Source organism: Streptomyces sp. NPDC056222 (assembly GCF_042264065.1).
In the GTDB taxonomy this organism is placed as follows: Bacteria; Actinomycetota; Actinomycetes; order Streptomycetales; family Streptomycetaceae; genus Streptomyces.
This window is the reverse complement of sequence record NZ_JBHJTL010000008.1, coordinates 104356-128021: the sequence shown is the minus strand read 5'-3', so window position 1 is coordinate 128021 and position 23666 is coordinate 104356. Positions and strand designations below refer to the sequence as shown.

17 protein-coding genes are annotated in these 23666 nt (G+C 71.6%); 13 read left to right on the top strand and 4 right to left on the bottom strand.

Going from position 1 to position 23666, the window contains the following annotated elements:
* Positions 1-109: 109 nt before the first annotated feature.
* Together ACFC0D_RS06625 and ACFC0D_RS06620 are read right to left on the bottom strand one after the other, a co-directional pair.
* Positions 110-838, bottom strand: a complete 729-nt coding sequence (locus ACFC0D_RS06625; RefSeq protein WP_376431731.1) for a response regulator — start codon at positions 836-838, stop codon at positions 110-112.
* Positions 838-2142 carry a sensor histidine kinase gene (locus ACFC0D_RS06620; protein WP_376431729.1) on the bottom strand — a complete coding sequence of 435 codons (1305 nt, stop codon included), beginning with the start codon at positions 2140-2142 and terminating at the stop codon, positions 838-840. The genes ACFC0D_RS06625 and ACFC0D_RS06620 overlap by 1 nt, the downstream gene beginning before the upstream one ends.
* A gap of 201 nt (positions 2143-2343) precedes the next feature.
* On the opposite strand from ACFC0D_RS06620, the gene ACFC0D_RS06615 reads away from it, so the two are divergent.
* From ACFC0D_RS06615 to ACFC0D_RS06590, 6 genes are all read left to right on the top strand, one after another.
* Positions 2344-3033 (top strand): ABC transporter ATP-binding protein, encoded by a 690-nt coding sequence (locus ACFC0D_RS06615; RefSeq protein WP_376431727.1) that lies wholly within the window; start codon positions 2344-2346, stop codon positions 3031-3033.
* On the top strand, positions 3030-5420 hold the full coding sequence (locus ACFC0D_RS06610) for an ABC transporter permease (RefSeq protein WP_376431725.1): 2391 nt from the start codon (positions 3030-3032) through the stop codon (positions 5418-5420). The genes ACFC0D_RS06615 and ACFC0D_RS06610 overlap by 4 nt, the downstream gene beginning before the upstream one ends.
* Before the next feature lie 173 nt (positions 5421-5593).
* Positions 5594-8746: a BTAD domain-containing putative transcriptional regulator gene (locus ACFC0D_RS06605; RefSeq protein WP_376431723.1), complete on the top strand. Its 3153-nt coding sequence runs from the start codon at positions 5594-5596 to the stop codon at positions 8744-8746.
* Positions 8747-9208: 462 nt separating this feature from the next.
* Positions 9209-9826, top strand: a complete 618-nt coding sequence (locus ACFC0D_RS06600) for a hypothetical protein (protein ID WP_376431721.1) — start codon at positions 9209-9211, stop codon at positions 9824-9826.
* 170 nt (positions 9827-9996) lie between these two features.
* Positions 9997-10434: an NfeD family protein gene (locus ACFC0D_RS06595; protein WP_376431719.1), complete on the top strand. Its 438-nt coding sequence runs from the start codon at positions 9997-9999 to the stop codon at positions 10432-10434.
* Positions 10435-10464: 30 nt separating this feature from the next.
* Positions 10465-11574 (top strand): SPFH domain-containing protein, encoded by a 1110-nt coding sequence (locus ACFC0D_RS06590; protein WP_376431717.1) that lies wholly within the window; start codon positions 10465-10467, stop codon positions 11572-11574.
* A gap of 75 nt (positions 11575-11649) precedes the next feature.
* On the opposite strand, the gene ACFC0D_RS06585 is transcribed toward ACFC0D_RS06590, so the two are convergent.
* Positions 11650-12804 carry a site-2 protease family protein gene (locus ACFC0D_RS06585; RefSeq protein ID WP_376431715.1) on the bottom strand — a complete coding sequence of 385 codons (1155 nt, stop codon included), beginning with the start codon at positions 12802-12804 and terminating at the stop codon, positions 11650-11652.
* A 204-nt stretch (positions 12805-13008) separates the two neighbouring features.
* Positions 13009-13809: an ATP-binding cassette domain-containing protein gene (locus ACFC0D_RS06580; protein WP_376431713.1), complete on the bottom strand. Its 801-nt coding sequence runs from the start codon at positions 13807-13809 to the stop codon at positions 13009-13011.
* Positions 13810-13998: 189 nt separating this feature from the next.
* Between ACFC0D_RS06580 and ACFC0D_RS06575 the strand changes: the two genes are divergently transcribed.
* The 7 genes from ACFC0D_RS06575 (at position 13999) to ACFC0D_RS06545 (ending at position 23644) form a co-directional block, all read left to right on the top strand.
* Positions 13999-14148 carry a hypothetical protein gene (locus ACFC0D_RS06575; protein WP_376431710.1) on the top strand — a complete coding sequence of 50 codons (150 nt, stop codon included), beginning with the start codon at positions 13999-14001 and terminating at the stop codon, positions 14146-14148.
* Entirely contained in the window at positions 14145-14234 is a 90-nt protein-coding gene (kdpF, locus tag ACFC0D_RS06570; RefSeq protein WP_361896819.1) for a K(+)-transporting ATPase subunit F, read from the top strand. Before ACFC0D_RS06575 ends, kdpF begins: the two co-directional genes overlap by 4 nt.
* 8 nt (positions 14235-14242) lie before the next feature.
* On the top strand, positions 14243-15907 hold the full coding sequence (gene kdpA, locus ACFC0D_RS06565; RefSeq protein WP_376431708.1) for a potassium-transporting ATPase subunit KdpA: 1665 nt from the start codon (positions 14243-14245) through the stop codon (positions 15905-15907).
* On the top strand, positions 15904-18045 hold the full coding sequence (kdpB, locus tag ACFC0D_RS06560; RefSeq protein ID WP_376431705.1) for a potassium-transporting ATPase subunit KdpB: 2142 nt from the start codon (positions 15904-15906) through the stop codon (positions 18043-18045). Before kdpA ends, kdpB begins: the two co-directional genes overlap by 4 nt.
* Positions 18046-18047: 2 nt before the next feature.
* A complete protein-coding gene (locus ACFC0D_RS06555) occupies positions 18048-18725 on the top strand; it encodes a potassium-transporting ATPase subunit C (protein WP_376431703.1) in 678 nt (225 codons plus the stop codon).
* Between the two features lie 84 nt (positions 18726-18809).
* Positions 18810-22415: a protein kinase gene (locus ACFC0D_RS06550; RefSeq protein ID WP_376431701.1), complete on the top strand. Its 3606-nt coding sequence runs from the start codon at positions 18810-18812 to the stop codon at positions 22413-22415.
* A complete protein-coding gene (locus ACFC0D_RS06545; protein WP_376431699.1) occupies positions 22412-23644 on the top strand; it encodes a protein kinase in 1233 nt (410 codons plus the stop codon). Before ACFC0D_RS06550 ends, ACFC0D_RS06545 begins: the two co-directional genes overlap by 4 nt.
* Positions 23645-23666 lie beyond the last annotated feature (22 nt).

Sequence of the window (23666 nt, the reverse complement as noted above, 5' to 3'; positions counted from 1 at the left end):
GGCTCGTCCGGGTCCCGGTGAACGGGGCGGCGGTGGAGCGGTGCGGCAGTTCCCGAAAGGGACCGCGCACCCTCCCACCGCCGCCCCGTCGGCGTTCCGCCGCCGGCGGTCAGAATCCCCGGCTCGGGTCGCTGTCGGTGCCCGGTGTGACGAGGCCGGTCTCGTAGGCGGCGATCACCGCCTGCGCGCGGTCGCGGAGCCGGAGCTTGGAGAGGATGCGGGCGACATGCGTCTTGACCGTGGCTTCGCTCAGCCGGAAGCGGACCGCCAGTTCGGCGTTGCTGTCGCCCCTCGCCAGCGCCTCGAACACCTCCAGCTCCCGCGGCGTGAGCGCGGACAGATCGCGGTGCAGGGAGGTCGTGCGCTCCCGCGACACGGCGAATCGCTCGACCAGGCGGCGCGTGATGGCCGGGGCCAACAGGGCGTCCCCGGAGCGGACCAGACGGACCGCGGCCGCCAGGTGCTCGGGGGTGACGTCCTTCAGCAGGAAGCCACTCGCGCCCGCGCTCAGGGCGGCGTAGACGTACTGGTCGAGGTCGTACGTGGTCAGGATGACGACGCGGGGCGGCGACGTCCCCTCGTCCTGGAGGATGCGGCGCGTGGCCTCCAGGCCGTCGGTGCCCGGCATCCGAATGTCCATCAGGACCACATCGGGCCGGGTACGGCGGACCACGGCGACCGCCTCGTCCCCGTCGGCGGCCTCTCCGGCCACCTCGATGCCGTCGGCGGCCAGGATCATCCGGAAGCCGGTCCGCACCAGGGCCTGGTCGTCGACGATCACCACTCGGGGTGCCTCGGTCACGGCGCCTCCACCGGAATCACGGCTCTCCACCGGCATCACCGCCCCTCCAGCGGAATCACCGCGCGGATCCCGTAGCCCCCTTGTGGGCGCCTGCCCGCGTGCAGCGTACCGCCGTAGACCGCCAGGCGTTCGCGCAGTCCTAGCAGCCCACGGCCGCTGCCGGGGCCGGCCGGAGGACGTGCCGTACCGCCGGTGTCCGCCACCTCCACCCGTACCTCGCCCGGCGCGTACTCCACGGTGACGGACACGCTCGCCCCCCCGGCGTGTCTCACCGCGTTCGTCAGCGCCTCCTGCACCACCCGGTACGCGGCCAGGCCGACGCCGGCCGGCAGTTCGGTCGCCGGGGTGCCGCGTACCGTCAACTCCACCGGCACGCCGGTGTCCCGCACCCGGGCGGCCAGCTCCTCCAGCCGGTCGAGACCCGGCTGCGGGGCCAGGTCCACGGTCGCGGCAGGATCGGGGCCGTCGGCGGCCATCGTGAGCAGCCCCATCACATGGCGCAGCTCCGACATCGCCGTGCGGCCCGCCGCCTCCACCGCCAGCATCGCCTCTCTGGCCTGCTCGGGCGAGGTGTCCAACACCTTGCGCGCGGCCCCCGCCTGAATCGTCATCATGCTCACGTTGTGGGTGACCACATCGTGCAACTCGCGGGCGATCCGGGCGCGCTCCTGCTCCACGGCCCGCCGCAGTGCGGCCTGTTGCTCCTCCCGCAGTGCCTGCGCCCGCTGCCGCCAGGTGTGGATGCCGTGCGCGGCCACAGCGACCGGGAGCAGGACGAGGACGGGGACCAGACCCCCGTCCACCTTGGGGACCAGCGGTGTCGCTCCGTACAGCACGACACCCGCGAGCAGCGCGGCCGCCGTGGCCATGCGGTGCGGGCTGTACACCGCCGCGCTGTACGCCGCGATCAGACCGGTGGCTAAGGTGACCGTGATCGCGTCCTGGGCGACATCGCCCTGGTACAGCACCGCCGTCGCCCCCACCACCGCCCAGTACGTGGTCAGCGGGAAGCGGCGGCGCAGCACCAGCGGCAGCGCGGTCAGCACCGCCGCCATCAGCTCCCAGAGTTCCACCGGCGGCAGCGTGTGCTCCACGATCGGCACGACGTGCTCGGCCCCGGGCGCCGGTATCGGCGGCACCGGCGGAGCCGGGGGCTGGTCGGGCTCCCCATGGGCCAGCTCCACATACGAACGGTTCAGATCGCCCACCACGGTCCACACCGCGGCCGCCAGTGCGAGCGCCGCATCGGCCACCCAGGACCGGAGCGACAACGGCGGCGGCGCGCCGAAGGACCACAGCGTGCGCAACCGGCGGACGACCGACTCCTTTTCCCAGTTCACCGCGTCAGTGTGCCAAGCGGCAGGTAGGGCCGGATCGGCCGTGAGACGCATCCCCGTGCTCCACGGGCGTACATCGCGGGGATGACACGGCCACGACGTCCACCGAGCACGGTACGGATCTTCCGCACCGCGGCCGACGTGCGCACATCCCCCTCCCTCCTAGCGTCGATGCCGCCCGACCGACCCAGCTGTGGAGGACCCATGACCGACCCTCTCATCGACGTACGCGAGGTGTGCAAGGCGTACGACGGAGGCCTACCCGCACTGGACGGGCTGACGCTCCAGGTGCGTTCCGGTGAGGCGCTCGCCGTGCTCGGCCCCTCCGGCAGCGGCAAGTCGACACTGCTCAACATGATCGCCGGCCTCGACCGTCCCACCGCGGGCAGCGTCAGCGTCGACGGGCTGCGCGTCGACGCCATGAACGAGACGGCCTCGGCGAAGTACCGGCGCTCGCGCATCGGCATGGTCTTCCAGTTCTTCAACCTCCTCGACGACCTCACGGTGACCGACAACGTGCTCCTGCCCGCCCAGTTGTCCGGTATGGCGCCCGCCAAGGCGGCGGCCCGCTCCGCCGAACTCCTCGCACAGCTCGGCATCGACCGGCACGCCCGAGCCTGGCCCGGACGGCTCTCCGGCGGCGAGCGCCAGCGCGTCGCCGTCGCCCGGGCCCTGATGAACCGCCCGCCGCTGCTGCTCGCCGACGAGCCCACCGGCGCGCTGGACACCGCCTCCGGCGCGGACGTACGTGACCTGCTCCGCGAACTCAACGCCGCCGGGCAGACCATCGTCCTGGTCACCCACGACCTGGCGCTCGCCGAGTCCTGCGCGACACGGACGATCGAGCTGGTCGACGGCCGGATCGCCCGCGACGTCCGGGCGGTGGCCCGATGAGCCGCCCCGTGGCACGGCGCGGCGCCCTGGGCCGGGTGGTCCGGGGCGGGGTCGGGCGGCGCCGCGTGCAGACGGTGGTGATGGCGCTGACGACACTGCTGTCGGTGGCGGCCGCGGTGCTCGCGGTCGGGTTGCTCGTGGCCTCCCAAGGGCCGTTCGACCGGGCCTTCGCCCAGCAGCGAGGGGCCCACCTGACCGTGCAGTTCGACAGCTCCGCGATCACCGGCGGACGGCTCGCGGCGACCACGGACGCCACCGGGGTGGACGTGGCCGCGGGCCCCTTCGCCGTCGCCTCGGTACGGCTGTACGACACCCAGGGCGCTCCGCCGGGCTTCGAACCGCCGGCCCTGACCGTAGTGGGGCGTGGCTCGCCCGAGGCCCCCGTGGACCGCCTGGAGCTGGCCGAGGGGCGCTGGGCGGGTGCCCCCGGGGAGATCGTGATGGAGCGGGGCGCGGCGCGGGACCGCACCGTGCTCGGGACCCGCTTGCTGGCCGGTGACACCGAACTGACGGTGGTCGGGATCGCCGAGTCGGCGGGGGAGAGCGCCGACGCCTGGGTCGTACCCGCGCAGCTGGCCGGGCTGACCGGCACACCGTCCGGCGCGCAGCCGGGTGCACGGACCGGACTGCAGATGCTCTACCGGCTCACCGACTCCGCGACCCGCGCCGACATCGAGGCGGGCCGGGCGGCGATCGCCGCCGCGGTGCCGCCGCGGGCGATCGCGGGCACGCAGTCGTACCTCGACGTCCGGCAGACCGCCCAGGCGAACACCGCCGCCTTCGTCCCCTTCATCACCGCCTTCGCCCTGCTCGGCCTCGCCATGTCCGTCCTGGTCATCGGGATCGTCGTCAGCGGCGCCGTGGGCGCGGCGACCCGGCGGATCGGCATCCTGAAGTCCCTCGGCTTCACACCGCTCCAGGTGGGGCGGGCGTACGTCGGCCAGGCGCTCATCCCGGCCTCGGTGGGGGCGTTGCTGGGCGTGGCGCTGGGCAACGTGATCGCCGTGCCGCTGATGGCCGAGGTGGCGGAGGCCTACGGGACGTCGGCGGTGCTCATTCCGCTGTGGGTGGACCTCGTGGTGCCGGCGGGTGCCCTGGTGGTGGTCGCCGCGACCGCGTTCGGCCCGGCGCTGCGGGCGGCGCGGCTGCCCACCGTGCTGGTACTCGGCGCCGGCCGGACCGGGGGCGGTCGGCGGGGGCGGCGCGCACACCGTCTGCTGGGGCGACTACGACTGCCGCGGCCGGTCGTCATGGGGCTCGGGAGTCCGTTCGCCCGGCCGGCAAGGTCGGCGACGACGGCCGCCGCGGTCGCCTTCGGGGCCCTGGCGGTGACGTTCGCCGTGGGCCTTGGCAGCACGCTGGTCGCGGTCCAGACGGGCGGGGATCCGGACCGCGGCGGCACCGTCACGGTCCGCACGGTGGCCCGTCCGGAGCCCGGTGCCGCAGGACCCCCGGAGCCTGCCGACCCGGCGAAGGTCGCCGCGGCGATCGAGGCCCGCCCGGACACCGCGTCCTTCCACCGGACCGCCAAGTCACAGCTGGGCGTGGCCGGTCTCAAGGGCGGCGTACCCCTCATCGCGTACGACGGCGACACCGCCGGTGCGGGTGAAGGCGTCACGATGGTGTCGGGGCGCTGGTTCGGCGGCCCCGGCGAGGCGGTCGCGGCCGCGCGTTTCCTGCAGGCAACAGGGGTGCGGGTGGGGGAGACGGTCGCCGTGTCGGACCGGGGGCGCACCGTCCGGCTGAGGATCGTCGGCGAGGTCTTCGACCTCGGCGACGAGGGGATGGCCCTGCGCACGGACGTCTCGTCGGTCGCCGCGCTGGAGACACGCTTCATGCCTGCCGACTTCAGCGTCGACCTATTGCCCGGTGCGGACCCGGCCCGTTACGTCGAGGAGTTGAACGCCGCCCTGACGCCGCTCGGCGCGTGGGCGGCGGTCACGGAGGCGCGCAAGTCCAGCGTGATCCTGGCGATGCAGGCGCTGATCGCGATGCTCACACTGATGCTGGTCGCCGTGGCCTGCCTGGGCGTACTCAACACGGTGGTGCTCGACACCCGGGACCGGGTCCGGGACCTGGGCGTGTTCAAGGCCCTGGGAATGACTCCCCGTCAGACGGTCGTCCAGGTCCTCACCTCGGTGGGCGCGATCGGTCTGGTGGCGGGGGCGGTCGGGGTCCCGCTCGGCGTGGTGCTGCACCGCACGGTGATGCCGGCGATGGGCCGCGCGGTCGGCACCACGATCCCGGGCGCCCATATCGACGTCTACGGTGCGGAGTTGATCGCCGCACTCGCCCTGGCAGGCGTGGCGATCTCGATCACGGGAGCGCTGGCCCCGGCGCTCTGGGCGGCGCGGACACCGACCGCACGGGCGCTGCGGACGGAGTGACAGGACGGTCCTCCCCGAAGCATGATCGCTAGGATGGCGCCGGTCGCCGAGGAGTGGTCGCGCCGCACGTCAACACCGGTCGTACACCGGCATGTCGGCGCTGATCGTCCCTCGGCGCGGAACCGTCGAAGCGGTCTGGCCCGGGGGAGGCTGAAGCTGTGAGGATTGTCCTGTTGGGACCGGTCGGAGCCGGCACGGACGACGCGATGCCGATCGAGGTCGGAGGGGTCCGCCTGCGGATGCTGCTGGCCCGGCTCGCGCTCGAAGGCGGCCGACCGGTGTCCGTCGACGCGCTCGTCGACGGACTGTGGGGCGCCGAGTCCCCGGCCGAGGCGGGCAACGCCCTCCAGGCCCTGGCGTCCCGGCTGCGCAAGGCCCTGAAGGGTGCCGCGACCCTGGAGTCCGTCGCCGGCGGGTACCGCCTGTCGGTACGCGACGAGGACGTGGACACCCACCGGTTCGAGAAGATGGCCGCACGGGGCAGGCGTGAACTGGCCGCGGGCCGCCTCGACGAAGCGGCGTCCGTGCTCGCCGAGGCGCTCGCGCTGTGGCGCGGGCCCGCTCTCGCGGACGTGCTGGACGCCCCGTTCGCGCGGGCCGCCGCCACGCGCCTCGACGACCTGCGGGCCGCCGCAGCCGAGGACCGCTTCGACGCGGAGCTGCGACTCGGCCGGTACGCCGAGGTCCTTGCCGACCTCGAATCGGCGGGCACCGAACGCCCGTTGAGTGAGCGTGTCGCGGGCCTGCGGATGCGGGCGCTGTCCGCGGCGGGACGCCAGTCCGACGCGCTCGCGGTGTACGAGCAGATGCGCGGCCGACTCGGCGAGGAGCTCGGCGTGGACCCGTCGGCCGAGCTCCAGGAGGTCCATCTGGCGCTGCTTCGAGGCGAGTTGACCGCACCGACGACCCAGGCCGAGACCGCGCCCAGCCGCCTCCCGGCCCGGCTCACCAGCTTCGTCGGCCGCGACCGTGAACTCGACCGGATCGCCGATCTGTTGGCCGCGTCCCGGCTCGTCACCATCGTCGGCTTCGGCGGCGCCGGCAAGACCAGACTGTCGCTCGAAGCGGCGAGCCGGCACCGGGCCTACCCGCGCGGCCGTGTGTGGTTCGTGCCGCTGGCCGGTGTGGGTCCAGGGGACCGGCTCGCCGACGCGGTGCTCGGCTCGCTCGGCTCCCAGGACGGCCGGCTCTACGACGCGGGGCGTTCGCAGGCTCCGGTCGACCGGCTGGCCGAACTCTTCGACGGCGGCGAGGCGGTCCTCGTCCTCGACAACTGCGAGCACCTCGTCGAGATGGCCGCCGAGCTCGCCGAGGAACTCCTCGACCGCCTGCCACAGTTGAGGATTCTCGCCACCAGCAGAGAGGCGCTCGCCATCACCGGCGAGGCGCTGTGTCCGCTCGGCCCGCTGGAGCTTCCCGCGCCGTCGCGCGAGCTCGCCGAGGCCGCCGACTCGGCGGCCGTGCGGCTGTTCGTCGACCGAGCCGTCGGCGTCCGGCCGGGCTTCACGCTCGACGACCGCACCGTGGGCGCGGTGGTGGAGATCTGCCGCCGCCTCGACGGGATGCCGCTCGCGCTGGAACTGGCCGCGGCCAAACTGCGCGCGATGAGCGCCGATCAGATCGCGCGCCGACTCGACGACCGCTTCCGCCTGCTGACCTCGGGCAGCCGCACCGCGCTGCCCCGCCAGCGGACGCTGCTCGCACTGGTCGAGTGGAGCTGGGACCTCCTCGACGAAACCGAACGGGCGCTGGCCCGCCGACTGTCGGTGTTCCCCGGCGGTGCCACGGTCGCCGCCCTCGAGGGGGTCTGCGCCGACGAGTCGCTGCCGGCCGACGACGTGCTGTACGTGCTCGGCTCCCTGGTCGAGAAGTCCCTGGTGACCGCCTCCGACGAGGACGAACCGCGCTATCGCATGCTGGAGACGGTACGCGCCTACGCCGCCGACCGGCTCGTCCGGGCCGGGGACGACATCGCCCCGCGGTTCGCCGGCCACTTCCTCGCGCTGGCCGAGGAGCTCGAACCCCTCCTCCGCACCGGCGAACAACTCCGCGCGATCGCGGTCTTCGACGCCGAACACGACAACATGGTCGCCGCGCTGCGGTCGGTGCTCGACGCGCGGGACGCGCCGATGGCCTCCCGGTTCGTCCGGGCGATGTTCTGGTACTGGGGGATCCGGGGCATGACCACCCAGTTCGAGACGTTCCTCGGCGAGGTCATGGAGTTCGGCGACGCGCTGCCGCACGAGGCGCGGCTGGCGTTCGGTCTCGTACACAGCGCGGCGGGCGCCCCGGACGTCGAAGGCGCCGACGTGCCTCCGTCGGAGGAGGACGTCGACTCCGCGGAGGTACTCGGCTTCCACCCGGCCCTCCCGCTCCTGCGCATGTCCCAGCTGGTCGGCGACGCCGACCGGGAACGGGGGCTCCAGCAGTCCCTGAACTCGCCGGACCCCTGGGTGCGGGCCAGCGCCTACTGGGCACATGACTTCGTCCTCAGCGAGCAGGGGGACAGGGAGACCGGAGCCCACGCCCGGCGTGAGGCGCTCCGAGGCTTCGACGAGGTCGGCGACCGCTGGGGGCTGGTGATGAGCCTGCTGCCCACGGGCTCGACCCACTCACTGCGCGGCGAGCACGACCAGGCCCTCCTGGCGTTCGAGCGCGCCGTGGCGATCAGCTCCGAACTCGGCACGGAGGAACACCTCCTGTGGACCAAGTACCGGCTCGCGATGGAGCGGATCCGGATCGGCGACCTGGACGGGGCCCTGCGTGACATCCGGGCCGCGGAGCGGCAGGCCGAGGAACGCGGCCATCGGCGAGTGGAGGCCGGTCTGCAGCCGGTACTCGCCGCCGCGTACCGTGCGGCGGGCGATCTGGCCGGCGCCGACGAGGCCCTGGACCGGATGGAGACACTCGTACGCTGGCTCCCCTACCCGGAGGAGACGTCCCGGGACATCATCGCGGTGGGCCGGATGGCGAACCGGCGGGTGGAGGGAGCGGTCGAAGAAGCCCGTGCACTGCTGCCCAGGGCGCTGCGCGGCCTCACCGCTCGCGGCGACAGCAACGGCCTGGCCGGGATCGCACAGCAACTCGCCGCGTTGCTCGCCCTCGAGGAGGATCCCACCGGCGCGGCCACCGCGCTGGGGATGAGCCAGGCGATCCGTGGCGTCTTCGACGAGGGCGACCCGGAGCTGCGCGTACTCGTCACGGACCTCGCCGAGCGCCTCGGGGAGGCCGCCTACCGTGAGGCGTTCCGCCACGGCGCCGAGATGCCGAGACAGGAGGCGCTGCACCGGCTGAACGTGGAGGCGGGCTTGGCACCGAAGCCCTAGGGGCCGTCGTCAGGGCGGAGCCCACCGCTGCGCCGCGCCCGCGACCACCACCGCACCGTGACAGGGGGAGATTCGTGATCGGAAGACGAGGCAAGGCGGCAGGGGGAGCGCTCGTCCTGGCGCTCACGGCCGGCGGGTTGGTCTGGGGGTTCGGCCTCCGGGGTGACGACCCCGGCGAGGTCCCGGCCGACACCTGCCGGGGCGCGCTGGCGGTCGAGGAAGCCAGGGAGTTCTTCGGCACCTCCGAGCTGGAATTCGGAGGCCACACCGCGGAATGGGTGGGCCATGAGACCGAACACTGTGCGGCATGGGTCGGTGGCGAGGCATCCGGTGGTGTACAGCTCAAGCTGAACATCCGCCGCGGCCCACCGCACCAGCGGCGCGGCGGAGGAGACCTCGGCGACACCGATCGGATTCGGCTGGAACGGCTCCTTCGCCGTCACGGACCGGCCCCAGGCCGGAGTGCTCGTCGACTGCGCAGCACTCCCCGGCAAGGGCCTCCTCGTCCTGGCCGATGCGCACCAGGAGATCGAAGAACTGTCCGACGCCCAGGTGCTTCAAGTGGCCCGGTTCGCCACCGAGTCGGCGCGCCGCGCGGCAGCGCGCGTCGGCTGCGAGGGGGCTCTGGGACAGCGTCCTTCGACCGTCGATCGCGCTCCGTGGCGAACGCGCCCCGTAGCCCAGGCCCAAGGGACCTGCCACGGCGTCGCGGGCTCGCGGGACTCGGCCCGGCTGCGGCTCACGACCGTGTCGGAGAAGGCCGGACGCGCACTCACCGAGGAGTGCTCCGTGGAACTGCCGACCAAGGGCCACCACATCAGACTGACCGCCTACTACGGGCCATCCGCGCAGCAGGAGATGTACCTGGACGGTCGCTATCCCGGCAGCGTGAAGGGCGCAGTCATGCGGTCGCACGACTGCAAGGGCGGTCTGGGCACCGCGTACTTCAAGTTCGAGGAGTTCCCGAGGCCGGACGCCGGAAAGGGGGTGCGGAGCAGCGTCGGTGCCGAGGACGCGCATCGACTGCTGACGGCCTTCGCCACCGCTTCCGGGGCTCGGCACGGTTGCCCCGTGGCCTGACCTCGTCACCACCGATCACCCGGCCACCCCCGATCAGCGGACCCGGCCCGTCAGGGGCGGCTCCGGTGCTTCTCCGTGACAGGTGGCGGTGCACCCGGCCGGGAGAGTCCCTTTTGTTCAGGTTCTGTGGGATATGTTGATGGGTAAGTCTCCTGAGGGAGGCTGACTCGATGCCGTGGTTCGTATGGCTGCTCACCGCCGGGGTGCTTGGTGTCGCGGAGTTCTTCACCCTGACCCTGGTTTTCGGGTTGCTGGCGGGCGCCGCCCTGGTCGCCGCCGTAGTCGCCGGTGTCGGCATCGGGCTTCTCGGCCAGCTGGTGGCGCTCGGAGTGGCAGCGGCAGCGGGCCTCGTGCTCGTCCGTCCTGTCGCGCTGCGACACATGGCACCGGCACCCCTCATGCGTGAGGGCAGTGACGCGCTGATCGGCAAACGGGCCGAAGTCATGCAGGAGGTCACGGCGACCCGAGGCCTGATCAAGGTGTCCGGCGAGGAATGGTCCGCCCGTACCCTCGACGAAAGCCATGTGATTCCGGTGGGAGCACTGGTGGATGTCATGGAGATCGAAGGCGTTACTGCTGTCGTCTACCCCCGCGAACTCCTTCCGTGAAGCGGCCGAACCCATCCCAACGGAGGAATTGTGGATCCGGTTGTCATCCCGATTCTCGTGGCGGCGATTGTTGTTGTCTTCCTCGTGGCCGCCACGGTGCGGATCGTCCCGCAGGCGCGCCGCTACAACATCGAGCGGTTCGGCCGGTATCGGCGGACGCTGCAACCCGGCCTGAACTTCGTCGTGCCGGTGGCGGACCGCGTCAACACCAAACTCGACGTGCGCGAGCAGGTGTATTCGTCCGAGCCCAAGCCGGTGATCACCGAGGACAACCTCGTGGTGAACATCGACACCGTGCTCTACTACCAGATCACCGACCCGCGGGCGGCGGCCTACGAGGTGGCTGACTACCTGCATGCGATCGATCAGCTCACCGTGACCACCCTGCGGAACGTCATCGGCTCCATGGACCTGGAGCAGACGCTCACCTCACGCGAGGAGATCAACACCCGGCTCCGCACCGTCCTCGACGACGCCACGGGCAAGTGGGGCATCCGGGTCAACCGCGTCGAGATCAAGGCCATCGATCCACCGCACACCATCAAAGAGGCCATGGAGAAGCAGATGCGGGCCGAGCGTGACAAGCGCGCGGCCATCCTGCACGCCGAGGGCGAGCGACAGGCCAAGATCCTTACCGCGGAGGGCACGAAGCAGAAGGACATCCTCGAAGCACAAGGCACCCAGCAAGCCATGATCTTGCGGGCGGACGGCGAGGCCAAGGCGGTGGAGCGCGTCTTCCAGGCCGTTCATCGCAACAACGCCGACCCGAAAATCCTGGCCTACAAATACCTCGAGACGCTCCCGCACCTGGCGAAGAGCGAGAACAACACGTTCTGGGTGATCCCGGGGGAGCTGACCGAGGCAGTGCGCGCTGTCAGCCACGCATTCGGCGATCGTTCAACGATGGGTCTTCCCGCATCCGCGCAACCGGAGGAAACAACCACTGCCGATGCCGACGGCGCGCCGGACGAAGGCGGGGCTCCGGAACTCGAGGCAGGCTCGCCGCTTCCGCTCGACGCTGCCGCGGCTGCTGACGAGGTCGCGAAGCAGGCCGCCGCCGTAGTGAGCGACGCGAAGGCCGAGGCCGAGGCCGCGAGGGCGCCCCAGGTGCCGGGCCGGGGGCAGACGTCCGGCGATTGAGCTCCCTCGGCGAGGGTCCGGGAATCCGGACGGCGGAGGGGCGCGACCCGTCGGTGGACGACCACCCGGGTCCCGTCATTCGTCCGCGTCGTTGTGCGGACCGCTGTCCGTGCCGCGAAGTGAGTGGCGCTGGACGAGCCGGGCGATGTCGCGTGCGGTGATGATGCCCACCGGACGTCGACCGTCGGTGACGAGGATCCGTATGCCGCCCCTGCTCGGGCGGGCCCGTTCGAGGACGTCTTCCAACAGGTCCTCCGGCGCACAGGTGGTGCACTGCGAGAGCGGGGTCGCCAGGTCACGTACGCGCATTTCCCCGCGCTGCGTCATGGGGATCTTCGCGAACCGGGTCAGGTCGACCAGGCCGCTGGGGCGGCCTTCGAAGTCGGTCAGGGGGAGGACGGAATGGCGGGCCCGCATCGCCACGTCGTCGACACAGCGTTCGACGGTGAGCCAGTCGGGGCAGGTCTCCACCGGGCTCGACATGGCGTCGGCCGCTCGTACCCCGTGCAGGGCTGTGGCCATTCCGGCCTGCCGTCGTTCCGCGTTGGCGACGACGAGGACGAAGAAGCCGATGAGCGTCAGCCACAGGCCGCCGAAGGCGCCACGCAGGACGGAGATCCAGCCGCCGACGATCAGAAGGAAGCCGAGTACCTGGCCACCGCGTGCGGCTGCTCGTTCGGCCCGGTCCCGATCTCCCGTACGCCACCAGATCACCGACTGCACCACACGCCCTCCGTCCAGCGGAGCGGCGGGCAGCAGATTGAACAAGCCCAGCAGGACGTTCACCCATGCCAGCCACACCAGGACGGCGGCCGGCACCGCCCAGCCGAACAGTGCGTTCAGCCCGACGCCCGCCCCGAGCGCCGCCGCGCCGACGACAAGGCTGGTGAGCGGCCCGCCGACGGCCACCAGGAACGCCGCGCCTGCCGTGCGGGGCCTGCCCATCTGCGTCACCCCGCCCAGCGCCCACAGCGTGACGTCCTGGACGGGGATGTCCTTCCGCAGGGCGATGATCGCGTGCGCGGCCTCATGGGCCAGCAGGCTTCCGATGAGCAGAAGGGCCCCCGCCAGGCCGGCGACCGTGTACGTGGTGGTCGACCGGTCCGGGATCCAGACGGGGAGCGTCTGACTTCCCAGGCTGTATCCGAAGAGGAGCACGAGCAGGGGCACGGTCCAGTGGACGCGCAGCGGCACGCCGAGAACTCGTCCGATCCGTACGGAGCCGTTCATCGCCGTCTCCCATGGCTGAAGCAGGCGGTCCTCCGCCTGAGCCACACGCCCTCGCCGCGCCCACGGTGATCGGATCAGTGCGGTGTCCGCCTACTCACAGTGTTGCTCTTCCGGGCCGCCGCCCGGGGGCCCCCGCAGGAGCGCCGCCCCTCCCCCTGCGGAGCCTGCCGCGAGGAGGACCCGGAGCCCGGGCCGCACGGCGGATCACGGCCGGCCCCCTCGGGCACTCGCACCCTGGCCCGCCCGCCCCGTCAGAGCGAGGAGTACGTCGCCCAGGCCCGGGCGGCGCAGGCCCACGTCCTCGGTGCCGATGCCGGCGCGTTCCAGGCGCCGGACCAGGGCGGACAGCAGCATCGGGTCGGAGGCCGGCACGGAGAGCAGACCGGAGCGCCGGTCGCGCGAGGGGGCGGCGCCGGCCAGTTCCGTCAGGATGCGCTCCACCGCGGCCTCGTCCCCGGGCAGCGTCGGGCGCACGCACAGCCAGGGCTCGCCGATCCGGCGCTTCAGTTCGTCGGGGCGTCCCTCCGCGACGACCCGGCCGCGGTCCATCACGGTGACCCGGTCGGCCAGGCCGTCGGCCTCCTCAGGGCGCTGCGTCGTGAGCAGCACCGAGCTCCCGTCCGCCGCCAGCCGCCGTACGACGTCCCGCAGTGCCTCGCGGGCACGCAGGTCGAGCCCGGCGTCCGGCTCGTCCAGGAGCAGCAGCCGTGGCCTGCCCAGCAGACGGCCGAGCGCGTCGAGCCTCCCGGCGCCGGGCAACGGTGGTCCGATCAGCTCGCGGACCCGTGCCCGGTCCCGTACGAGGTCGTGGCCGCCGACCGTCGCGCGGCCCGCGTCCGGCTGCTCCAGAGCGGCCAGGATCCGTACCACGGTGGTCTTGCCCGCGCCGTTCGGGCCGAGCAGCGCCCGTACCTCGCCGACCCGTAGCTCCAGGTCGACCCCGTTCAGCGCGACCGCGTCCCCGTAGCTCTTGACCAGGCCCTCGGCCCGGATCGCGTACGACATCCGTCCCTCCCTCTCGGCCCCCCGGCGCACCCGACGGACCGGCCCGAGGGTGTCCGACCCGGCTGACAGACCGCTGACCGCGCGATGACAGCCCCGGCCCCGGCCTCGAACCGAGGCGATCGAACCGCATCGCGTAGAAGACGCGTCAAGAGCGTGCCGCCACTCGTCAGGGAGGCGTTAACGGAAGCCGTGACCTGGCCGAAGAGCGCTTTGCTCATCTGGTCCGAGAATCCGTTCTTCACTCAGGAGCTCACGATGGCCGACGTGGCCTTCGTCGTCACCACGATCGCGGTCTTCGCGCTGGTGGCCTTCATCGCCAAGGGGGTGGCCAAGCTGTGACTGCCGAGAACATCGTCGGTCTCGTCGTGGCCGCCGCCCTGCTGGGCTATCTCGTCCTCGCCCTCGTCAAGCCCGAGAGGTTCTGAGTACGGATATGAGTCCCGTCCTAGCTGGTGTGCTCCAGCTCCTCGCCCTGATCGCCGCGCTCGGCCTCGCCTACCGGCCGCTCGGTGACCACATGGCCCGTGTCTACTCCTCGGACAAGCATCTGCGGGTCGAGAAGTGGATCTACAAGGGCATCGGTGCCAACCCGAACACCGAGATGCGCTGGCCCGCCTACCTGCGCGGTGTCCTCGCCTTCTCGGCGGTGAGCGTTCTCTTCCTCTACCTGCTCCAGCGGGTGCAGGGTTCGCTGCCCGGATCGCTCGGCTTCACCTCGATCGACCCCGACCAGGCGTTCAACACGGCCGCGTCCTTCGTGGCCAACACCAACTGGCAGTCGTACTACGGCGAGCAGGCCATGGGCCACGTCGTGCAGACCGGCGGCCTGGCGGTGCAGAACTTCGTCTCGGCGGCGGTGGGCATCGCCGTCGCGGTGGCGCTCGTGCGCGGCTTCGCGCGGTCCCGCACCGGTGAGCTGGGCAACTTCTGGTCCGACCTGGTGCGCGGCACCGTGCGCATCCTGCTGCCGATCGCGGTCGTGGGCGCGCTCGTGCTGGTCGCCTGCGGTGCGATCCAGAACTTCGCCGGCATCCACGAGGTCGGTCAGTTCATGGGCGGGACGCAGCAGTGGAACGGCGGCGCGGTCGCCTCCCAGGAGGTCATCAAGGAGCTGGGCACGAACGGCGGCGGTTACTTCAACGCCAACTCGGCCCACCCCTTCGAGAACCCGAACGGTCTGTCCAACCTCTTCGAGATCTGGCTGATCCTCGTGATTCCGTTCGCGCTGACGCGCACGTTCGGCCGCATGGTCGGCTCGCTGAAGCAGGGTTACGCGATCCTGGCGACGATGGTCACGATCTGGCTCGGGTTCACGGCCCTGATGATGTGGACCGAGTTCCACCACGGTGGTCCGGCGTTCGACATCGCCGGCGGTGCGATGGAGGGCAAGGAGACCCGGTTCGGCATCGGCGGCTCGTCGATCTTCGCCGTGGCCACCACCCTCACCTCGACGGGTGCGGTCAATTCCTTCCACTCCTCCTTCACCGGCTTCGGCGGCGGCATCACCATGCTGGGGATGCAGCTCGGCGAGATCGCGCCCGGCGGTGTGGGCTCCGGCCTCTACGGCATGTTGATCATGGCGATCATCGCGGTGTTCATCGCCGGTCTCATGGTCGGCCGCACGCCCGAGTACCTGGGCAAGAAGATCGGCACGCGCGAGATCAAGTTCGCCGCCTGCTACATCCTGGTGACCCCGGCGCTGGTGCTGGGCTTCACCGCCGCGGCCATGGCCCTGGACACCCCGGCCGACTCGATGACGAACAGCGGCGCGCACGGCTTCTCCGAGATCCTCTACGCGTACACCTCCGGCGCCAACAACAACGGCTCCGCCTTCGCGGGGCTGAACGCCGACACGCAGTGGTTCAACTCGACGATCGGCATCGCGATGCTGCTCGGCCGGTTCCTGCCGATGGTGTTCGTCCTCGCGCTGGCCGGCTCGCTCGCCGAGCAGAAGCCCGTCCCCGAGACCGCGGGCACGCTGCGGACCGAGAAGCCGCTGTTCACGGGCCTCCTGGTCGGCACGATCATGATCATCACCGGTCTGACCTACTTCCCGGCCCTCGCGCTGGGACCGCTCGCCGAGGGGCTCGCGGCATGAACATCGACGTGAAGAAGCAAGAGGACGCTGTGCAGCAGACGTCTGTCGCCACTCCGGGGACGGTGCCTCACGGCGACCTGTCCGCCGGTCACCAGGCCGGACGGGTGGGCGGGGGTCTGTTCGACCCCAAGCTGCTGATCAAGTCCTTCCCTGACGCGATCAGGAAGCTCGACCCGCGCGTGATGATCAAGTCGCCCGTGATGTTCGTGGTGCTGGTCGGGTCGGTGGTCACCACCGTCCTGGCCGTCAAGGACCCGGGCGACTGGTTCGGCTGGGCCATCACCGCCTGGCTCTGGCTCACCACGATCTTCGCCAACCTGGCCGAGGCCGTGGCCGAGGGCCGCGGCAAGGCCCAGGCCGACACGCTCCGCAAGGCCAAGACCGACACGGTCGCGCGCCGTCTCACCAAGGCGGGCGAGGAGCAGGTCCCCGGCACCGAACTGCGCATCGGCGACCTGGTGGTCTGCGAGGCCGGCGACATCATCCCCGGCGACGGTGACGTCGTCGAAGGTGTCGCGAGCGTCGACGAGTCCGCCATCACCGGTGAGTCGGCCCCGGTCATCCGCGAGTCCGGCGGCGACCGCTCGGCCGTGACCGGTGGCACGAAGGTGCTCTCGGACCGGATCGTCATCAAGATCACGACCAAGCCCGGTGAGACCTTCATCGACCGAATGATCAACCTGGTCGAAGGCGCCGCCCGGCAGAAGACGCCGAACGAGATCGCCCTCAACATCCTGCTGGCGTCCCTCACCATCGTCTTCCTGCTCGCCGTCGTCACGCTGAAGCCGTTCGCGATCTACGCCGGCGCCGACGAGCAGACCTCGATGATCGTCCTGACCGCGCTCCTCGTCTGCCTCATCCCGACGACGATCGGCGCCCTGCTCTCCGCGATCGGCATCGCCGGCATGGACCGGCTCGTGCAGCGCAACGTGCTCGCCATGTCCGGCCGTGCGGTCGAGGCCGCGGGCGACGTCTCCACACTCCTCCTCGACAAGACGGGCACCATCACGCTCGGCAACCGCCAGGCGTCGGAGCTCGTCCCGGTCAAGGGCACCACAGAGGCCGAACTGGCCGACGCCGCCCAGCTGTCGTCGCTGGCCGACGAGACGCCCGAGGGTCGCTCGATCGTCGTCCTCGCCAAGGAGAAGTACGGCCTGCGCGAACGCCACCAGGGCGAGCTGTTCCGGGCCGAGTGGATCGCCTTCACCGCCCAGACCCGTATGTCCGGTGTGGACGTCGACGGCCGCAAGGTCCGCAAGGGCGCCACCGGCTCGGTCGTCGCCTGGGTGCGGGAGCGCGGCGGCACCGTCTCCGACGACGCCCAGGTGCTCAACGACCGGATCTCCCAGGCCGGTGGCACGCCGCTCCTGGTGGCGGTGGACGACGACAAGGGCGCCCGCGTCCTGGGTGTCATCCATCTGAAGGACGTCGTCAAGGAGGGGATGCGGGAGCGGTTCGACGAGCTGCGCCGCATGGGCATCAAGACGGTCATGATCACGGGTGACAACCCGCTGACCGCGAAGGCCATCGCCGAGGAGGCGGGTGTCGACGACTTCCTCGCCGAGGCCACCCCCGAGGACAAGATGGCCCTCATCAAGCGCGAGCAGGCCGGTGGCAAGCTTGTCGCGATGACCGGCGACGGTACGAACGACGCGCCCGCGCTCGCGCAGGCCGACGTCGGTGTCGCGATGAACACGGGCACGTCGGCCGCGAAGGAGGCCGGCAACATGGTCGACCTCGACTCCAACCCGACCAAGCTCATCGAGATCGTCGAGATCGGCAAGCAACTCCTCATAACCCGGGGCGCGTTGACGACCTTCTCGATCGCCAACGACGTGGCGAAGTACTTCGCGATCATCCCCGCGATGTTCGCCGTCGCCTACCCGAGCCTGGACAAGCTCAACATCATGGGCCTGACCTCGCCGGAGTCCGCGATCCTGTCCGCCGTCGTCTTCAACGCGCTGATCATCATCGCGCTGGTCCCGCTCGCCCTGAAGGGCGTGCGGTACCGGCCGACGAGCGCGGACAGGATGCTCCGCCGGAACCTCGGGATCTACGGTCTCGGCGGCCTGATCGCCCCGTTCATCGGCATCAAGATCATCGACCTCCTCATCTCCCTCATCCCCGGAATCGGCTGATCATGAACAACTCCGTAGGAAACGCAGGGCGCCTGCTCTGGGCGGGTCTGCGCGCCCTCCTCGTCCTGACCGTGGTGACGGGCGTGCTCTACCCGCTGGCCGTCACGGGCATCGCCCAGGTCGCGTTCAACGACAAGGCCAACGGCTCCGAGGTCACCAGCGAGGGCAAGGTCGTCGGCTCCGAACTCATCGGCCAGACGTACGACCTGCCGAAGAAGAACCCGGACGACGCGGAGGAGGCGGCGGTCCCGGACCTGAAGTGGTTCCAGCCGCGTCCCTCCAACGGCCTGGGCAGCAACAGCGTCAACACCCAGTACTCGATCATCCTGTCGGGCGCGACCAACCGGTCCGGCGACAACGAGGACCTGATCACGTGGGTGAAGGACGCGAAGGCCGCCGTGGTCAAGGACAACTCCACCGCCACCTACAAGGTCGAGCCCGAGGACGTGCCGGCCGACGCGGTCACCTCCTCCGGCTCCGGCCTGGACCCGCACATCTCCCCGGAGTACGCCAGGCTCCAGGTCCACCGCGTCGCCGAGAAGAACAACCTCACCGTCGCCCAGGTCGACAGGCTCGTCGCCGACCACACCGACGACCGGATCCTCGGCTTCATCGGAGAGCCCCGCGTCAACGTGCTCCAGCTGAACATCGCGCTCAAGGACCTGGTGGCCAAGGGCTGATGCCCTTCTCCTGGCAGAGGTGGGAGTCGGTGGGCCGTGGCGCAACCCGGCCCGCCGTCTTCCGCCGTACGGGACAATGGACCCATGACGGTGGGCAGTTGGCAGCGCGGGGACGTCGTTCTGGATCTGTACGAGGTGCTCGACGTGCTCGACGGCGGTGGGATGGGGCTGGTGCACCGCGTCCGCCACCGTGAGTGGAACACCGAGCTCGCGGTCAAGGTGCCACGCCCCGAGCTCGTGGCCACCACCGCCGGGCGCACCGGCTTCGAGGCCGAGGCGGGCATGTGGGTCGGGCTCGGACTGCACCCCCATGTCGTCAACTGCCTCTACGTCCGCAGGATCGACGACATCCCGTGCGTGTTCGCCGAGTGGGTGGGCGGCGGTTCGCTCGCCGAGGTGGTGCGGGACGGCCGACTGTACGCGGACGTGGACGCGGACGCAGACGTGGACGCGGGAGCCGGGGGCGTGCCGTCCCCCGCCCGTGTCCTCGACCTCGCCGTACAGATCGCTTGGGGCATCGACCACGCGCACCACCAGGGCGTGATCCACCAGGACGTCAAGCCCGCCAACATCATGGTCGACATCGACGCCGAGTGGACCGCGAAGGTCACCGACTTCGGCATCTCCGGTGCCCGCGCGGCGGCGGGGGAGAGCGCCGCCCCGCCGCCCGGAGCGAGCCTCGCGGCCAGCTACGGCGGCCGGACCCCCGCGTACTGCTCACCGGAACAGGCCGACGCGGCCGCCGGCGCACGCGTCACCCTGACGCGCGCCACGGACGTCTGGTCCTGGGCGCTGTGCGTGCTCGAGATGTTCATCGGCGACCGGCCCTGGCTCTACGGGCAGTCCGCGCCCGAGGTGTTCGCCGCGTTCCTGGCGTCCGGCGGTCGCGCCGGACCGGCGGCACCCGCCATGCCCCCGGCGCTCGCCGAACTGCTCCACGACTGCTTCGCGATCGACCCGGCCGCCCGCCCGCGCGGGATGGCCGAACTCGCCACGGCCGTCACGGAGATCTACGCCGACGTCGTCGGCACGTCCTTTCCGCGCCCGGAACCCCAGGCGGCCAATCTGCTCGCCGACGGTCTCTCCAACCAGGCGCTCTCCCTCCTCGACCTCGGGCTGCCCGAGGAGTCCGAGGAGCTGTGGCGCACCGCCATGGACATCGACCCGCACCACCCGTCCACGGTGTACAACTGGGCCCTGCACCGCTGGCGGGAGGGCACGCTCACCGACGAAGAGGTCCTGAGCGAGCTGAGCACCGCGCGCACCGTCCAGGGTGCGCGCTGGCAGGGGGACCATCTGCTCGGCCTCGTCCACGTCGAGCGGGGAGACGACGAAGCGGCCCGCACGCTGCTCGCCTTCGCGCCGGATCTGCCCGAAGTCGAGCTGGCACGTGCCGAGTTGGAGCGTCGCGGTCCGACGCCGGAGTGGGTACGACTGCCCGGCCACGACGGGGCCGTGACGGCGCTGGCGGTCGACGCGACCGGCGAGGTCGTCCTCACCGGCGGCAAGGAGGGCCGGATCCGGGTGTGGTCGACGGCCGAGGGCGGCAGCTGTCGGTACGAGCTGCCCGCGTCTCCGGGGAACGACGCGGCACCGGTCACGGCCGTGGCCCTCACCGCCGACGGCCGTACCGGGCTCTCCGCGCGGGGCGAAGGCGTCCTGGAGGTGTGGGACCTCGGATCCGGGGCCCTGCTGCGTACCCTCCCCGGCCACGCCACACACGTCACCGCGGTCGCGCTGAACGGCGCGGGCCTCGCTGCCGTCGCATACGACGGCGGGTCCGTCCAGGTGTGGAACCTGGCCGGCCGGTTGATCCGGGACTTCGTCCACCCGCCCGCGCCGTACCGGAAGATGGACCCGACGACGCGCCGGATCGGCTCGGAGACCTTCCACCGCCCTTCGACGGCCACGGTGCTCGGGCTGAGCGAGGACGGCTCCGTCGTCGTGTCGGCCGCGCCGTCCGACGGCAGCGTCGTGGCCTGGGACGTCGCAGCGGCACGTCCGCTGCACCAACTGGTCACCTCCGCCGACTTCCACGGGACCGGCATCGATGGCGTCGTGCTCGGCGCTCATGGCACGTACGCGCTGCTGACCGGCCGTGCGGCACGGATGTTCCGTGTCTGGGAGACCCGGACCGACCGTATCCGTCACACCGCGCCGAACCTTCTCAACCCTCACGACGTCCTCGCGCTCAGCGGCGACGGATCCGTCGCCGCCTCCGTCGGCGTGGACGGTCTCGCACAGCCGCTGAGGATCTGGGACACCCGGAACGGCCGCTGCCTGCGCACGATCTCCACCGCGGCGGTCGACGACCTGCGGTTCATGCACCCCCAGTGCGTGGCCCTCAGCGGGGACGGCCGGCTCGTCGTCGTGGGCGACGACTACGGCGGCATCCGGATGTGGCGTCTGCCGGAGCCCGGCTTTCGCGCCGGCTGGAGCTACGCCCGCCCGCGGACCGCGCTCGCCCTCGAGGACGGCGAGACACGGGCGCTGCGAGCGCTGGAGCGCGCGGAGGAGCTGGCCGAGCAGGGCTCGTTCGTGGCCGCCGCCGAGGAGCTGCGGGCCGCCCGGGCCATCCCCGGCTTCGAGCGCCACCCCCAGCTGCGGAGCGCGTGGAACGACGTGGGGCGCGTCGCGGGCCGTAGCACCGACCTGCTCGCCATCTGGCAGCGCTACGACCTCTACAGCAACTTCGCCCTCACCCTCAAACCGAGCTTCGCCCTGAGCCGCGACGGCGAACTGGCCGTGACCGGGGGAGCCGACTGCCGGATCCGCGTATGGGAGCTCCAGACCGGGCAGTGCCTGCACACGTTTCCCGAGCGCGTGGACAACACCCACACCGTTCTGCTCGCCGAAGAGCCGGGTCTCGCCGTCACGGCGGACTGGGGAGGCGCCGCGCACCTGTGGGACTTCGAGAGCGGTGCCAGGCGCTGCCAGTTGTACGGGGACCGGGGGCACGTCACCAAGGCCGCCATGGATCGGGTCGGCCGGTACGCGCTCATCGGCGACAGCGAGGGTGCGGTGTGCCTGTGGGATCTGACCCGCGGCGCGCGGATCCGCACGATGCTCGGGCACGAGGGCAAGGTCGGCGCGGTCGGGATGAGCGAGGACGGGAAGTACGCCGCGTCGGCGGGGTTCGACGACCGCATCGGCAGACTCTGGCAGACGGCCACCGGACGCCCGCTGGCCGAATTCCCCGTCGGTCCGGGGGAGACCACCCTGAGGTTCGACGCGGACGGTCGGCGGCTGTTCGTGAACGACGCACAGCAGGTCACGGTCCTGGACGTACGGACGGGCCGGGAGATCGGCAAGCACGAGGCCGCCTACCACTGGACGCTCGCGATGAGCGCCGACGGGCGCGTGGCCGCTTCCTCCGGCATCGGCACGGTGCGGGTGTGGGACACGGAGAGTGGCCGCACCCTGCGCGAACTCTCCGAGTTCACCGAGGTGTACGACCTCAGCCCCGACGGTCGCTACCTCCTGACGGGCGGCAGCGACCGGGTCCTGCGGATGTGGGACGTCCGTACGGGAGAGTGCGCGCACCGGCTCGAAGGCCACTCCATGGACCTTTCCGGGGTCGCCTTCACCGCCGACGGCCGCAACGTGGTCTCGGCCGACCTCCGGCCGTCGATCCGGCTGTGGGAGCTGGACTGGGACTACGACTTCACGGCCGGGACCGGCGCCGCGTGAGCGCGTGGGTCACCGTCGCGGTCCACACCCCGGACGGCGTCGAGGAGTACGTGTACGGCGAGCCGGTCGGGCATGACGTCGGACGGTCGGACACGTGCGGCATCCGGATCGCCGACCGGTACCGCAGCGTCTCCAGGCGCCACTGCCGACTCGACATCGACCCGCCCGGACTGCGCCTTCGGGACCTGGGGAGCAGCTACGGCACGTACGTCAACGGCTCCCGGCTCGGCCGCCTCACGGAGCGCCTGCTGGCGGACGGCGACGAGATCGTGATCGGGGACGTACGCCTGCGGATCGGCGTGGAGGAGCGGGCGGACGCGCCCCCGGAGGAGACGGTCGCCCCGCCGCTGCCGGCCGTCCCGGACTACGAGGTCCTCCGGGAGCTGGGCCGCGGGTCGCAGGGCGTCGTCCACCTGGCCCGCCACCGCCGTACGGGCGAGTCGGTGGCGCTGAAGCGGGTCCTGGCCGTGGGGGTGGTCGACGAGCACGCGCGCTTCGCGTTCCGGCGCGAGTTCGAGAGCATCCGCGCCCTGCGCCATCCGAACATCGTCGAGTTCCGCGAGAGCGGCGACCGGGACGACGCGTTCTGGTTCGCCTGCGCGTACTGCTCCGGCGGCTCTCTGGAACGGCTGGCCGCCCGGCACGAGGGCCGCGTGCCCGTACCCCGGGCGCTGTCCGTCGCACGGCAGGTGCTGGCGGGTCTGGAACACGCGCACCGGGCCGAGCTGCCCGCCGCACGTCTGGCGGACGGCAGCGAGGCCACCGCCCGGGGTCTCGTGCACCGCGACGTGAAGCCCGCCAACATCCTGCTCACCGGGGAGGCGACGGACGACGGACCGGTGGTCAAGCTCGCGGACTTCGGTCTGGCCAAGGCGTTCGAGCACGCCGGTCTCTCCGGGCACACCCGGACGGGAGCGCTCGGCGGCACGATCCCCTTCACGCCCCGTGGCCAGCTGCTCGGCTACAAGTACGCGGGACCCGAGGTCGACGTCTGGGCGGCGGCCGCCTGCCTGTACTGGATGCTCACGGGCGCCACGCCGCGCGACTTCCCGCCGCACAAGGATCCGGTGGCGATCGCGCTGCGCGAGCCGGTCGTACGGATCAGGGACCGCGACCCCTCGATCCCGCCGCGGCTCGCGGACGTGATCGACGCGTCGCTCGTCGACACCCCGACCGTCGGCATCAGGACGGCGGAGGAACTGTCGCGGGCGCTGCGGGAGAGCGTCTAGGTCCCGATCCGGAGGACACCGC